This window comes from Chryseobacterium sp. IHB B 17019 (genome assembly GCF_001456155.1).
Classification (GTDB): Bacteria; Bacteroidota; Bacteroidia; order Flavobacteriales; family Weeksellaceae; genus Chryseobacterium.
On the sequence record NZ_CP013293.1, the window covers coordinates 3658341 to 3672510 of the forward strand.

16 protein-coding genes are annotated in these 14170 nt (G+C 35.0%); 2 read left to right on the forward strand and 14 right to left on the reverse strand.

The window, feature by feature from the left end; genetic code table 11:
- Window positions 1-159: 159 nt before the first annotated feature.
- From ATE47_RS19580 to ATE47_RS16970, 10 genes are all read right to left on the reverse strand, one after another.
- Window positions 160-330, reverse strand: coding sequence for a bacteriocin-like protein (locus ATE47_RS19580; protein WP_442857069.1), 171 nt, complete (start codon window positions 328-330; stop codon window positions 160-162).
- A 70-nt stretch (window positions 331-400) separates the two neighbouring features.
- Complete coding sequence (locus ATE47_RS16930; protein ID WP_062163063.1) at window positions 401-595, reverse strand: hypothetical protein; 195 nt, start codon at window positions 593-595, stop codon at window positions 401-403.
- A gap of 35 nt (window positions 596-630) precedes the next feature.
- Window positions 631-1374 carry a LytR/AlgR family response regulator transcription factor gene (locus ATE47_RS16935; RefSeq protein WP_082632632.1) on the reverse strand — a complete coding sequence of 248 codons (744 nt, stop codon included), beginning with the start codon at window positions 1372-1374 and terminating at the stop codon, window positions 631-633.
- A gap of 58 nt (window positions 1375-1432) precedes the next feature.
- Window positions 1433-1708 (reverse strand): 2TM domain-containing protein, encoded by a 276-nt coding sequence (locus tag ATE47_RS16940; protein ID WP_062163064.1) that lies wholly within the window; start codon window positions 1706-1708, stop codon window positions 1433-1435.
- Between the two features lie 27 nt (window positions 1709-1735).
- Window positions 1736-2029: a 2TM domain-containing protein gene (locus ATE47_RS16945; protein WP_062163065.1), complete on the reverse strand. Its 294-nt coding sequence runs from the start codon at window positions 2027-2029 to the stop codon at window positions 1736-1738.
- Between the two features lie 172 nt (window positions 2030-2201).
- Window positions 2202-2771 (reverse strand): methyltransferase family protein, encoded by a 570-nt coding sequence (locus tag ATE47_RS16950; protein ID WP_062163066.1) that lies wholly within the window; start codon window positions 2769-2771, stop codon window positions 2202-2204.
- 112 nt (window positions 2772-2883) lie between these two features.
- Complete coding sequence (locus tag ATE47_RS16955; protein WP_062163596.1) at window positions 2884-3189, reverse strand: 2TM domain-containing protein; 306 nt, start codon at window positions 3187-3189, stop codon at window positions 2884-2886.
- 11 nt (window positions 3190-3200) lie between these two features.
- A complete protein-coding gene (locus ATE47_RS16960) occupies window positions 3201-4517 on the reverse strand; it encodes a 2TM domain-containing protein (protein ID WP_062163067.1) in 1317 nt (438 codons plus the stop codon).
- A gap of 141 nt (window positions 4518-4658) precedes the next feature.
- Entirely contained in the window at window positions 4659-5309 is a 651-nt protein-coding gene (locus ATE47_RS16965) for a hypothetical protein (RefSeq protein ID WP_062163068.1), read from the reverse strand.
- 94 nt (window positions 5310-5403) lie between these two features.
- Complete coding sequence (locus ATE47_RS16970; protein ID WP_062163069.1) at window positions 5404-7650, reverse strand: TonB-dependent receptor; 2247 nt, start codon at window positions 7648-7650, stop codon at window positions 5404-5406.
- A 184-nt stretch (window positions 7651-7834) separates the two neighbouring features.
- Here ATE47_RS16970 and ATE47_RS16975 point away from each other — a divergent pair, with 184 nt between their 5' ends.
- Window positions 7835-8338 (forward strand): superoxide dismutase family protein, encoded by a 504-nt coding sequence (locus tag ATE47_RS16975; RefSeq protein ID WP_062163070.1) that lies wholly within the window; start codon window positions 7835-7837, stop codon window positions 8336-8338.
- A 66-nt stretch (window positions 8339-8404) separates the two neighbouring features.
- Here ATE47_RS16975 and ATE47_RS16980 read toward each other — a convergent pair whose 3' ends face one another.
- Entirely contained in the window at window positions 8405-10534 is a 2130-nt protein-coding gene (locus ATE47_RS16980) for a carboxy terminal-processing peptidase (protein WP_062163071.1), read from the reverse strand.
- A 146-nt stretch (window positions 10535-10680) separates the two neighbouring features.
- On the opposite strand from ATE47_RS16980, the gene surE reads away from it, so the two are divergent.
- Window positions 10681-11451: a 5'/3'-nucleotidase SurE gene (gene surE, locus ATE47_RS16985; protein WP_062163072.1), complete on the forward strand. Its 771-nt coding sequence runs from the start codon at window positions 10681-10683 to the stop codon at window positions 11449-11451.
- Window positions 11452-11739: 288 nt separating this feature from the next.
- On the opposite strand, the gene ATE47_RS16990 is transcribed toward surE, so the two are convergent.
- The 3 genes from ATE47_RS16990 to ATE47_RS17000 are packed head-to-tail and all read right to left on the reverse strand — an operon-like array spanning window position 11740 to window position 14146.
- A complete protein-coding gene (locus ATE47_RS16990; RefSeq protein ID WP_062163073.1) occupies window positions 11740-13143 on the reverse strand; it encodes a radical SAM protein in 1404 nt (467 codons plus the stop codon).
- A 9-nt stretch (window positions 13144-13152) separates the two neighbouring features.
- A complete protein-coding gene (locus ATE47_RS16995) occupies window positions 13153-13389 on the reverse strand; it encodes a hypothetical protein (protein ID WP_062163074.1) in 237 nt (78 codons plus the stop codon).
- Window positions 13390-13399: 10 nt separating this feature from the next.
- Window positions 13400-14146 (reverse strand): prolipoprotein diacylglyceryl transferase, encoded by a 747-nt coding sequence (locus ATE47_RS17000; protein ID WP_062163075.1) that lies wholly within the window; start codon window positions 14144-14146, stop codon window positions 13400-13402.
- Window positions 14147-14170 lie beyond the last annotated feature (24 nt).

The following is a 14170-nucleotide window of genomic DNA, read 5'->3' on the forward strand; positions in this document are numbered from 1 at the left end:
ATTGACAGTGACGAAATCCCGAAATCTATCATAAAACAACTTGAAGACACTGAATCTAATAGAATTGATTACAGATAGTTGTTGAAAAGAAGTTTCAATAATTCGATAAAAGGGATAAAACAAAAAGTTCTTCATGATGAAGAACTTTTAATAAACTCATTAACAGGATAAACATCCTCCTTCTGGTAATTCTGGTACTATAATATAGCATTCCACGATGATCGGCACGCACACTGCAGCATCCGGGCACCAATGATTTCCTGAAGGGCAAGTTGCTGCTCCTTTAATTGCTTTCAGTTCTTTTCTTGAGAGATTTTTTAAATTTTTCATAATAATATTGGTTATTTATAAATTTTATTTCTATATATCTCAAATTTAATAAATATTTTATATTAAAACTCTAGTTAATTATAATTGTTTTCTTCTCCGAAGTATGGGCAGAAAAATATCCCAGTGTACCATTATTGATATTGCTTATAGGATTAGCCGGGAGAATTCCTCCACCGTTATATTTTCCGTTTAAGGTGAAACCCGGAAGAGCTTTAAAATAATTAAAAACAGACAAATCCATACTTTGCATTATATTTATAGACATTATTTTACCTTGATGTATTCTATAAAAAATTAACATTACCCTACCAGCCAGTCTTTAAAATCCTTTACACGATCCCGGCTTACGGTAATCTCTTCCTGTGGCTGAAATTCAAGGTCGACTTTATAGTAAGGAGAAGTGTGAATGTTTTTGATATAATCCGAGTTGATAATAAACTGTCGGTTGACCCTGAAAAATTTCTTTTCATCCAGAATATCTTCCAGCTCATCCAGGGTAAAATCCGAGGGATAAGTTCGCTCCTGAGTCTGCAGGTAAACAATCTTATTTTCACTGAAAAAACAGCTTACTTCATGAGTCTGAACAATTTTCAAATTATACCCGATTTTAACTAAAATCCTGGACAGTGTTGTTTTATCTTTTTTAATTAACTGCTTAATTTCCTGTGAATTGACAGAGCTATCCGAAGGAAGAAAAGATTTGAATTTCTCAATAGCTCCGGCCAGATCTTCGTCTAAAATTGGTTTTAAAAGGTAGTCAATGCTATTTAATTTGAAAGCTTTTAAAGTGTATTGATCAAAAGCCGTTGTATAGATAATAAAGCCTTTCGTAGGAACTTTCTCAAAAATATCAAATGACAGTCCATCTCCCAAAACAATATCCGAAAAGATCAGTTGCGGATGCTCGTTTTCTGAAAACCATTTCACACCTTCTTCCACAGATTCTATTTTTGCAACCACCTCAATTTCAGGGAATTCATTCAGCATTCTTTCCAGTTTCCTTGAAGCAGGTTTTTCGTCTTCGATAATGACAGTTTTGATCATTGAGTTCCAGATTTAGTTTTTAAAATTCGAAATAAATTTACTTAAAACTTATCAGCTTTTAAAATTGAATAGGCTGTTTTGTTTTTTTCATTTCTTCCTGTAAAATTTTCTTTTCCCATTCGGAATTTAGAACAAATAACTTTACTGCTTTTACCGTTAAAACAATAGCCCAAATAGCTAAAAATATCGATCCGTCAAGTAATGTGATATTAAATCTTCCTTTTTCAAAAACATCATTAAAGAAGATAATTAAAGAAACAATTCCAAACCAAAGAAGGTTTTTGTAGAATTTTTTTAAGTCGTTTACTCTTTGTTGTGCCTGATTGTAGTCCATTGTATTAATTTTTCAAAGTTATTGTAATTAAAGTGTTTTTGTGTTTCTTCTCTCCTCTTCCATCAATTCTCTGATTTTCTTTTCTTCCCAGTTTTTTCCAATTCCGAAAGTATTGATCCCGTGTGCGGCAAGACCTATTCCCCATCCCAGCATTGGCCAGTAGAACCATAATTGTTCCGGAGCAGTTATAAGATTTAAAACTGCTAAAAAAGGTATTACCAGACAGTAAGAGGTAAGGTTTCCGTAGAAGCTTTTCAGTTCTTTTACTCTTCTTATTGCTTTTTCGTACGCCAGATTTTCTTTGTTTGTAAATGTTTCCATAATTTTTAAGTTTAAAGTTTGTTGGTTTTTCTTGAGACAAATGTAGGCCGGAAAGCTGCCTGAAATCAATTTTATATAACCGAACCGTAGAAATTGCTTCCTGAAATGTAAAAATCCCGACTCAACCGAATCAGGATCTTTTTATTAGAGTAATTGTTGGGTAAAATGTCCATCAATAAATAAACGGAATCAGTTTCTTCGTTTTTTTTCTATACTCCAGATACTCATCACCAAACTGTTCAATTAAAGCCTGTTCTTCAACTTTAATTCTGTACCCGAATGCTAAAAGCGGCAGAACAACAGCCAAAACCAATGACAACCAGTTATTTAAGTATAATCCAAAGCCAAGAGAAGTCAATAATGAAAAACTATAGGATGGATGCCTTACATATTTATAAAAGCCTTCTTTTTTGATTTTATGATCCTCTTTTATAGTCACATCTACGGTAAAATATTTCCCTAAAGACTTGATAATGATATACCTTAAAATTATTCCAATGATAATAAATGCTACACCTAAATAATAGATCCAAACCTCATCTGTAACCGGAAACTCCGTTGTATAGGAAGCCGTCACAGCTAAGGCAACAGAAAGCGGAATGGCAATCCATAAGATATTCAAGGTCGATTTGTCTTTGTCTTTCTTGTCTTTTTCGTTTGATTTTAAAATATTTTTGTACAGAAATTCGCTTATAAACCAAACGATCATTGAAATAATGAATATGATTTGCAGTGTTTTCATTTTAATATTTTTAACGTTAATGGATAGAAAACAAAATCGTGAAATGGTTATAGTAAAGTTATTAATTTTTTACCGTTCCATTTCACGATTGATTGTTATTTTTAATTGATACTTAAAGCTGTTTTTCTTTCTCCATCAATTCCTTAATTTTCTTTTCTTCCCACTTATTTCCGAGTATAAAACCCGGTAAAAACAGACTCATCCCGTACCCTACAACACCGATTCCCCAGAAGAGTGGTAATGCAAAATATTTCAATTGCCATATCGTTTCATTAGGTTTTAAGCCTCTGTAATTCAGGAATAAAATAAAAATATTCACAGCGAAATAAATAAATGTAAACACATAAAAGTTCTTCATTTTTTTCACTTTTCTCTCTGCCTGCTGATATCTGATATCGTCTTTACTTATATTTTCCATAATCATTTATTTTATTGTTTGTTTTCCTTTTCTAAAATTTCCCGGATCTTTTTTTCTTCCCATCTTTTCCCTATCGCAAAAGCGCTCATTCCGTGTGCCGCAAGCCCGATTCCCCAACCCAGCATTGGAAAAACAAACCAAATGTTGTCCGGATTTGTTATCAAATTAATAATCATTAAAAAAGGAATGATAATACAATACGAAATAAGGTTTCCATAAAAGCTTTTCATTTCTCTTACCCTCTTTCTTGCTCTTTCGTATGCTTTGTCTTTATCCTCAACAGGTGTACTCACAACGTTTGGCTTAACGGATAATACCGGAAGTTTTACTTTAAAATAATCTTCGGATTTTTCAATGAAAACATTCCGTTTTGTAAGCAAAGAATACCGCTGAACAATATTCGCCAAACCGATCCCTGAGCTTTCTTTTATTTGCTCTCTTACCTGCAGATTATTCTCAATGCAGAGTGTATCATTTTCAGAAAAAATTCTAATAATCAATGGTTTTGAAGAAGTCGCAAAATTATGCTTGATACAGTTCTCCAACAGCAATTGCAACGACAACGGAACGACAAATCTTCTGTAGTCCTCTTTTTTAACATCAAAAACAAAATCCACACTGTCTTCGAACCTGGTTTTCAATAATTCACAATAGGTTTTTGCAAATTCCAATTCATCTTCTACGGTTACCAGCTCTTTATCTTTCTGTTCCAAAACATAGCGGTAAATCTTTGACATTGAGGCCGTAAACTTCTGAGCCTGCCGTGGGTTTTCGTCAATCAATGAACTTAAAACATTTAAAGAATTAAATAAAAAATGAGGATCCAATTGATTTTTTAAACTTTCAAATTGTGCATTGGCTGATTTTGCAATTAATTTCTGCTCTACAACTTCTTTTCTGGATGTTTTTTTCAATTCTTCCATGAAGCTTTTTGCATGAAGAAAGGCCGAGATCAGCAACGCAATATTGATCGTAAACCAATTCATGAAACCGTATTTTGCAGAGAAAAACTCTTCTATTGTGGCAGACTTCTGAATGACAACATAGTTCATATAATTACAGAAATATACCAAAATAAAATTTCCTATAATGATGGATACAATGCTGAGAAACGCCCTCATTCTGGTGGTTTCGGACCACGGAAACTTTTTGTTGAGAAAATCATTAATAACCATATTTCCGAAGCCGAGAATGAAAGAATACATGGTGCAGATGAGCAAAGTAATCCCAAAGTTCCGGAAGGTCTTTTCATTGTTAAAAAATAAAAAGAAAAACAAGGTCGTTCCCAACGTCACCCAAAGTAATATGATAATGCTTTTACGTTTCATGTGTAGTTTTCTTGGGTCAAAATTAACCGAAATTAAAGGTATCAAAAATTATTTTTCGCCGACCCGTCATTTTTCCTGACTGAGCCGCATAAAAAAACCTTTCACAAAAATGGAAAGGTTTCAGATGAGATATTAAAAATATTATTTTTTAGCTCCGCTTACAAAATATTCAGCTTCTGATTTGCCCCAGTTTGGTTCCAATGCTGACTTCGGAGTATATGAGTTGAATTTTGCCAAAGCATCTTTGAACTGCTCCATTCCTTTTGTTTTGCTGCCTCCGTATTGCTCCGGTGTGAAGTAAGTATCTTCCGCTTTGATCAGGGCAACTCTTGGGTTGTTTGGGTCAAGTTTTTCCGCTTTTTTCATTTCTTCAGCAGCCTTTGCGCCGTCCGTCATATATCTTTGCTGAGGATTCACCATCATTCTTAAAGAAGCTGCCATTTTGTTCAGCAAATGAATTTCCGCGTTGTCTGTAGGTGCTACGTGAGAAGCTGCATCAATATATTTCTGAGCCTGTCCGGCGATGAAGTCAAGATCCTGCATTTTCCCTTCTCTCATTAATGCTCTACCTTTTTGGATATTTGCCAATCCTGCATAGTAAAAAGGCAGCCAGTTGTTTTCGTCTTTTCCTGCAATTCTGTGGAAATTATTTGCTAACGTTGTAAATTCTTCTGCCGTTTGAGCCGTTTCAACTTTTGCAATATTTTCTTTCATTGCCTTTTCGTAATCTGATTGAGCAAAAGCCATTAAGCTCATGAAAGCTAAAGCAAAACTTAATAGATATTTCTTCATTTTTTCTATTTTTTAAGGTTATATTTTATATTATTCAAAGATATGTATTTAATTTATATAATTAAATTATTAAAAGTCCGTTTCATTGAGATTTTTACAAATTGTTGTTGATGGCATCCTGTGTTTTATCAACTCCAAAACTGATAAAAGCGCCCACAAAAATAAAGGTATTTACCGGTGGAACGACTGTAGAATTTCTTGATCCATCCATTGAAAAGTTATATCCATAAACATTTTTTGTTCCTAAAATATTCGACACACTTAAAACAAGAACGGTGAATGCTTTTGCATCTTTCTTTCCCAAATTCGGAAGATAATTAATGCTGAAATTCAAAGCGTTATAATCTTTTAATCTTCCTTCATTTCTGATGTAATACATTGATTCTCCGTTCACATCTTTCGCTGCAATATCGTAGTAAGGACGTCCTTTTGCATAGGTATAAGAAAAATTTACTCCTGTTTTCCATTTTGGAATAAATCTTTTTGCAACAGCAGAAATTGTATGTTCGGAAGCGAAATTCGGTTTTAAACTAAGAGGATAATTGATAAAATCCCTCTTGGAATCCAAGAATGAATAGCTTATCCAATAATCGATGTTTTCAAATGTTTTTTTATCTCTCCAGAACAGTTCCAGTCCTTTTGCATAGCCGTAACCACCGTTATTGTCTGCCGTTTGGATATATTGATTCTGACCGTCTGTGAAGGGTAAGTTTTTAACTTTCAACAAATCATCATATTTTTTGTAAAAGGCTTCAAATCGTAAACTTCTTCCATCTGCCGCCCTCTGAACCTGGAAAATATAGTGCTGTGATTGCTGGAAACCCAGGTTTGCGGGACCGTTGATATATTTGCTTTCCGGATTTTGATAGAAAAGCCCGTAAGCGAAAGATGTTGTCCAGTCTTTTGCAAAACGATAAGCCAGCGCCACACGTGGTGCAATATTACTTTTTTTAAGATAAGATGAATTCTCCGCTCTCACCCCTATTTTTGCTGATAACTGGTTGCTAAAACCCAAATCCGTTTCCACAAAAGCGGCAGAAATTAAATCTTTGTAATGCTTTTCTACGAAATTATTGAAGTTGAGTTTTTCGCTTGTGCTGTTTAGTTCAAATCCGCCTCGCAAGGCGCTGATTTTATTGATTTTCCTTTCTAAAACAGCTTTGAAATTAATGTAATTTGCGTCGTTCAGAACTTTTGTGTTCCCTGTTTCAATCTCATTATTCTGAGTTGAAAATTTTAAATCAGATGTGTTATAAGAATAAGAAGCACTTGTATTCAATAAATATTTCCCGAATTTTTGCTTAAAAGATAAATTGTGATACGTATTTTTCCCTTTTAAATTAACCAGAGAAAAATCATTTCCCGGCTCAAGGCTTTCCACAGTTACGCCCATCCTGTTGGAATCGTACATTCCGTAATATTTAAAAAACCCGCCTGATTTTGTTTTAATTCTGAAATTAAAATCTGCATTCAAACCTTGTGGTGCATCACTGAAATTGGTGTTAAAATTAAAAACTTCCTGCATCAATTTTAAGTTTGAATACCCTAAAGTCGCTCCAAAAGACGAATTTTTACTATCGCTTAATCTTTGAAACCCACCACTCAAAAAGATTGGAGAAATTCCGAAATCGTAAGAGCTCTGATCCGGAAGATCAACACTTTCCAACATCAACGCCCCGGAAAGAGCCTGCCCATAAAGCGCAGAATATCCACCGCTTGAAAAAACATTTCCTTTAAAAAGTGACGTGTTGAAACGGTCTCTCCCGGCAATTCCCGGAACTGAACTTGAGAAATAATTATTAATCAAGCTTCCATCCATAAAAATTTTAGATTCTGTGCCGGTTCCGCCTCTGATGAAAAGACCTTCTGTTTCTCCAACCTTCTGAACACCCGGAAGATAAGTCAGCGCCGAGGAAATTTGTCCGTCTGCTCCGGCGGTTGTGTAGATGTCAATTGGTGTCAAAAGAGCAGTTGCCCGTTTTTTGTCGCTCGCTTCGATAGAACCTGCGGAAACCACGACAGCATCAATCTCGTTGATCTGTTCTTTTAACTCTGCATTTATAGAAACTTCCTGATTTTCAATCGTTATTGGTTTTTCAACATCAATATATTTCGGATGAGTAAATGTCAATACTTTATTGCCTTTTTCTGAAGTCTCAAAAGAGAAATTCCCGTTGGCATCCGTTGTTGCTCCGTCATAAGTATCTTTTAATGTTACATTTACCTCACTTATTCCTTTATTTCTATACGTTACTTTCCCTGAGATTTTTGTCTGTGCAAAACTTAATGTAAATGATAAAAAAGAAATGAGAAATAATAATTTTTTACTCTGCGTTTCCATAGCTTTTATTTTCGGTTCAAAAATAGCACTCTAAAGCATTCTATTTAAAAAAATTCTTACCGAAAGGTAAGCTTTGATCGCTGAGCTGTAAAAACCGCCTATTAACATAAAAAGAACACAAATCATAAAGCATTTTGGAAAATGTTTTTTAAATTTATCGTAAAATCACTTTAAATCATTTACAATGAAAGGTACAACATTAGCATTATTAGCAGGATGTACGCTATTTGCTGTTTCATGCGGAACAACAAATACGTATCAGATCATGTCTAAAAGCGACACACAGACAGGAGGAACGGCAAAGTTTACTCAAAAGGGAGATGAAGTTATCATGAAACTTGATGTAACGAATCTTACTCCAGGAATTCACGCAGTGCATATCCATGAAAAAGGAGACTGCTCCGCAGCGGACGGAACTTCTACCGGAGGACACTGGAATCCATCGAAAAACGACCACGGAAAATGGGGAGCCGAGCATTTCCACATGGGAGATATCGGTAATTTAGTGGCTGACCAGAGCGGAGTTGCCACGTTGACTTTCAAGACCAACAAATGGTGTCTTGGGTGTACAGACGAATCTAAAAACATCATCGGAAAGGGTCTTATCGTACATGCTGCAGCAGATGATTTCCATACTCAGCCAACCGGAAATGCAGGAGGAAGAGTAGGTTGTGTAGAAATTAAATAATTCAATTATTTTAAATAAAAAAACCGCTAATTTCATTAGCGGTTTTTTTATGTGATCTTATTGATATTAAGATTTTACACTCATGTCTGCAATAATATTCATTGCTTCCTGAAGATAAAGATCTTTCTTAAGATTTTTGATCCAGATCTCAGATTTTTTCTTGAATGCTTCGTCTTTTTTCTCTCTCTCAATTTCGTTTTGATACATTGTAAACTGAAGACCGTTTTCAAATTTAGTCAACGATTTGAATTTCTCGATCTGAGCTTTTCTTTGCTTCATCAGTTCGTTGAACTTATTGATATTAAGAGTAATTGTTTCTTCTTTGTCTAGTTGTTCTCTCCATTGAGCAGATTCTAACAACAGCTGATATTTTGCATTTTTAGCCATTCTGTCTGCGCTTGCCTTTTCCAAAGTCTGAATGTTGAAATAATTAAGCTTTTGGAAGTTTGTAGACGGTATTTTGTCCCAAGCTAAAGCAAAATCATCATATCTTTCTCCAATTTCAGCATAGGTGAAGAAATCTTTCATTTGGATATCAGAAACGATTCCTTTTCTCTGAGTAGATTCTCCTGTAATTTTGTAGAACTTCTGGATCGTCAGCTTTAAAGACCCGAAATCATCTTCTGTATTTAAGAATCTGTTTAAGTCAACAAACGTCTGAACAGTTCCTTTTCCGAAAGATTGAGGCGAACCGATAATCATTGCTCTTCCGTAATCCTGCATTACACCCGCCAAGATTTCAGAAGCAGAAGCAGAAAGCTCGTTTTGCATGATTACAAGAGGGCCTGTCCAAATTGGAGTTTCGTTTTTATTTTTTAAAGTTTGGATTTTTCCGTTTCCATCTTTTACCTGAACATAAGGTCCTGCGTTCATGAAAAGTCCCATAATATCACCAACTTCCGTTAATGAACCACCTCCATTATTTCTTAAATCCAAAACAATTCCCTGGATGTTTTGCTCTTTAAGTTTAAGGATTTCATTTTTAATGTCATCGGAAGCATTTCTTCCTTTAGCATCTTCAAAATCAGCATTAAAGCTTGGTAAATTGATGAAACCATATTTTTTACCGTTTGGAGAGTTTACCACAATACTTCTTGCGAAAGTATCTTCTATAGCAACTTCTTCACGGATCATCGTAACATCTTTGATGCTTCCGTCTTTTTTCTGAACAGTCAAAGTCACTGGTGTTCCTTTTTCACCTCTGATTAAGCGTACAGCTTCGTCAGAAAGCATTCCTACAACATTTACGGCATCTTCTTTTGGTTTAGATTTTACCTTTAAAATTTTATCACCTTCCGAAAGCTGTTTTGACTTCCAGGCCGGAGCACCGATAGTAAGGGCCCCTAAATAAAGATTTCCTTTTTTCTCTTGGATAATTGCCCCAATTCCGATTACTTTTCCTGTGAAATTGGTATCAAAATCTTCTTTATCTTTTGGAGAATAATAGTTGGTATGCGGATCGAAAACTTCAGTATAAGCATTCATATATACGGTAAACCAATCCATTTTCTTTCTCTTTTTAAATCTTGTAAACGTCTCTTTCACAAGATCTTTTACCTCATCTGTAGCTTTTTTGATCTTCGCTTCCTGATTTAATGGCTGATATTTGATGGTATCCTTTAGCTTATATTTCTGAACAGAATCTTTTTTCTCTTTCTGAGCTTCTTCTTTGCTGTTCATCGATTCAATTTCCTGAAGAATATTGTATTTGATGAATTTTTTCCACTCATTGTATTGCTCCTGTTTGTTGGCCGGAACTTTTTTCAATTTTGGCTCAAGGGTAAGGCTTTCATCTTCTTCAAGGCTGATAGGCTTACTGAAAATCTCCTGAGTGATTTTATCAATTTCGTCCACTCTTTGGTACAGCCTGTCAATAGTCAGTTTGTAGAACGTAAGATCACCCGTGTTGATATAATCATCAAGCTTTGTTTCATGCTTTCCGAATTCATCCATATCCGACTGCAGGAAGTATCTCTTAGCCGGATCCACCAATTCAAAATAATGCTTATAAACATCTTTTGAATAGGCATCGTTGATAGGTTTCGGGCTGTAATGTAGATAGGAAAGTGTGTTTTTTACGCTCACCATTATCGTCTGCATCTTTTCATCATCGTTTTGTGGCGAGTTGAAACAAAACATTAGACTTGTTAATGGAATTAGAAGTAAAAATTTATTTAGTTTGAAATTTTTCCACATAAATCTGTCATGTATTTTTATTAATTTTCTTAAAAGTATCTCAATTAGTAGTAAATTTTCATTTACTGTTACAAACTATCAAATTTAATACCTTCTTTACAAATATCGGATACTTTTAAGTATTTTTGTTAAAATTAAATTTTAATATGGAAAGACCACTTATTCTGGTTACAAATGATGACGGAATTACAGCGCCGGGAGTCAGAAATCTTGTCAGTTTTATGAACGAAATCGGAGAAGTTGTTGTTGTAGCTCCCAACTCTCCACAAAGCGGTAAAGGCCATGCTATTACCATTAATTCTACCCTAAGTTTTGAAGAAGTACATCTTGAAGGCCCTCAAAGGGATTTTTCATGCAGCGGAACTCCCGTAGACTGTGTAAAAATGGCTCTCGATAAAATTCTTCCAAGACGACCGGATATTGTAGTTTCAGGAATCAATCACGGAGCGAATTCTTCAATCAATGTGATCTATTCAGGAACGATGTCCGCAGCTGTAGAAGGCGGCGTAGAAGGACTCCCGTCAATAGGTTTTTCCCTGTTGGATTTCAGCTGGGAAGCAGATTTTACCCAAGCAAAAGAATATATTCAGAATATTGTCAGAAGAACGTTGGAAAACCCAATGCCAAAAGGGATTGTTTTAAATGTAAATATCCCGAAACTTTCTAAAGAAGAAATTAAAGGCGTAAAAATCTGCAAGCAAGCTCACGCAAAATGGGAGGAAAGCTTCGACGAAAGAGTAAACCCTCACGGTAAAAAATATTACTGGCTTACAGGATATTTCAACAATATGGATGATTCTGAAGATGCTGATGAAACGGCTTTGGCGAATGGATATATTTCCATTGTCCCTGTGAAGTTTGATTTAACGGCTTACGAATACATGAAGACGTTGGAAGAAGTAATGAATTTTGATTAAATATATTGAGGCGTAAGATTGTTTACGCCTTTTGTTTAATTAACCACAGATTTAGCAAATTAACACAGATGATTGTGTTGGTTTTTAACAACATAGGAAAATGGGGCGTTAAGAAAATTAAAAATTAATCCGTTAAAAAATTCCCACTGTTCGAAGCGCGACAGAATTTTGAATCGAAGAACAACATTGATCTCGCGCAAGTTTTGGGGATCTTAGGATTAAATTTTAATTTTTAGCGGAAGTTTCCAGTCTTGAATTTTTCGTTCTTTATTTCAAGACAAAAGGACATCAAAATAATACCTTATCCTCTTTCCTCAATTCTTCAAGATATTTAATTTTATCATCCCTATAAAAAAGATTCATCGTTTCAAAAGGAATCATTTTCAAATCTTTATTAACGATATGAACACATGATTTCTTCACAGCACGCACATCAAAATCATGGGCATCCATAAAATTCATAATAATAATCCTAAACAGATTATCATAATCCAAATTCGGAGCTGAAACTTCTGGAAGGCAACACAATAACTGATTCACTTTAGGCTGTACTTTATCCACAGAAATCCCGGTACTGAAAATATCCAGAAGCTGCATCTGCAAACCTGTGTCCTGTTCGTAGACAATTGTATTCCGGGTTTCATTATTCAGTAAATCAGCAGGATTGATATACCGTGTTAAAGGAATTGTTTCACCCTCCAACTTCAAAATATAGCCCATAGCCAAAGCATCCGGATTACAGGGAACAGGAATAATATCATCAGAATTTAAGAGAGGAAACTGGTTTAAAATTTCCTGTCTTACTTCCGTTAATGTAATTTTTTCATGAGCAGAATCTTCTCGGTTTCTTCCGGCAATTTCAACGGGCTGAAAAGTAATTCCGCGGACGCATTTTTGTTTTAAAGCAAAATCAATAATTTTTCCTATTTCATCAATATTTTTACCTTTTTGAAGAACAATTACAAGGGTTGTAGAAAGATTTAAAGCATTTAATTTTTCCAAAGCTTTCATTCTGACATCCGTGAGATCTTTCCCTCTGAAATCCTGCAAAACTTCGGGCTTGAAAGAATCAAACTGAAGATAAATTTCAAATTCCGGAGCATACGTTGCCAGCTTTTCTGCAAAACCGGGATCATTGGCAATCCGTACCCCGTTTGTATTTAACATCAAATGTTTGATGGGTTTCGATTTGGCAAGATCCATTATTTTAAAAAATTCCGGATGAATCGTCGGTTCACCTCCACTGATCTGGACAACGTCCGGCTCACCTTCGTTTTTAACAATAATATCAAACATTGCTTCAATTTCCTCCAGACTTCTGTGGCTTCCGTAATGCGGTGAAGACATGGCATAACAAGTGGGACAAGTAAGGTTGCAACGATCTGTCACTTCCACAATGGAAAGACAGCTATGTTGCTCATGATCAACACATAAACCACAATCGTACGGACAGCCATATTCTACATCCGTCCCGAAATGTACAGGTATTTCCGAAGCCTTGTTGTAGTTTCTGATATTTTTGTAATAATGAACATCGGAAGCAATTTTAGTTTTAAAAAAACCGTGATCCGGACATCTTTTGGTCATAAAAACCGCGCCATCCTCAATAATGATTTTTGCACCTACCCTTTTCAGGCATTCCGGGCAAAGGCTGATGGTATAATCGTAATATGTATAGTTTCTTACTGGCATAATGTAGTTTTAAAGTCCGCCTCCGCAAATTGCCCCACTCACTAAACCGCACAGCAACAAAGAGATAAGCATTGTTTGAATAAATTGTTTTCTTGAGAATTTTTTATCGCCTTTCCATTCATAATAAACTTTCACAATCATCGTGATAATAAAGGAAATAAATAATGCCCCCAAAATAAAAACGATGATGATCATGGCAATTAATCCCCCGAGATTCCCAACTTCTAATAATATTAAAGATTTCATGTGAAGTATTTTAATGTGAATTTACAGTTTTTGTGCTTTTCAATTTAAAAATATAATAAATAATTACAGCAATACAGACTAATTGAATGGTTCCAAGATTTCCGATTAATTCCAATCTCGGTTTTATAAAATCCAAGAAAAACCTAAAAGTAAAATAACTGAGCATAAACAACTGAAACACAAAACCTGGCGGATATATTTTTTCCCTTTCAATTAATTTTAAACAAATCCAAAGCATTATTAAAAATACAATTTCATACAAAGCAACGGGATGCCGCAAATATTGATCTCCAAGATGCATCCCAAAGATGGAATCTGTAGGAATTCCGTAGGTTTCTTCGTAAATTCCTGTCAGAAAACAGCCGATTCTTCCGATAATTATGGCCAATATTAAAGGAAAAACAATTAAATCTCCTGTACTTTCTTTATGTCCGACAACTTTTTTTGCCAGTTCCACTCCGATCAGCCCGAAAGCCAATCCGCCGACAATCGTATTATTAGTCCAGAAAGTTTTAAAGTCAAAATGTTCGAAAAGTTTATACGGGTTTTCCAGATTGCCAATTAATTTTGAACCTAATAAAGCTCCCGCCATTGCCCCTATTAAAACTGCAGCAGAAGTATTAAAGGGAAGTTTTTCCTTCGATTTTCTTTTTAAATAAAAATAATACCGCATTCCGATAAACATTCCCAATGCTTCAAAAACAGGATGTGCGAGAACCGTTTTGCCGAAAATGTGAAAAGTAACAGGAAAATCCATTGCTTCAAAAGTAAGATATTTAAG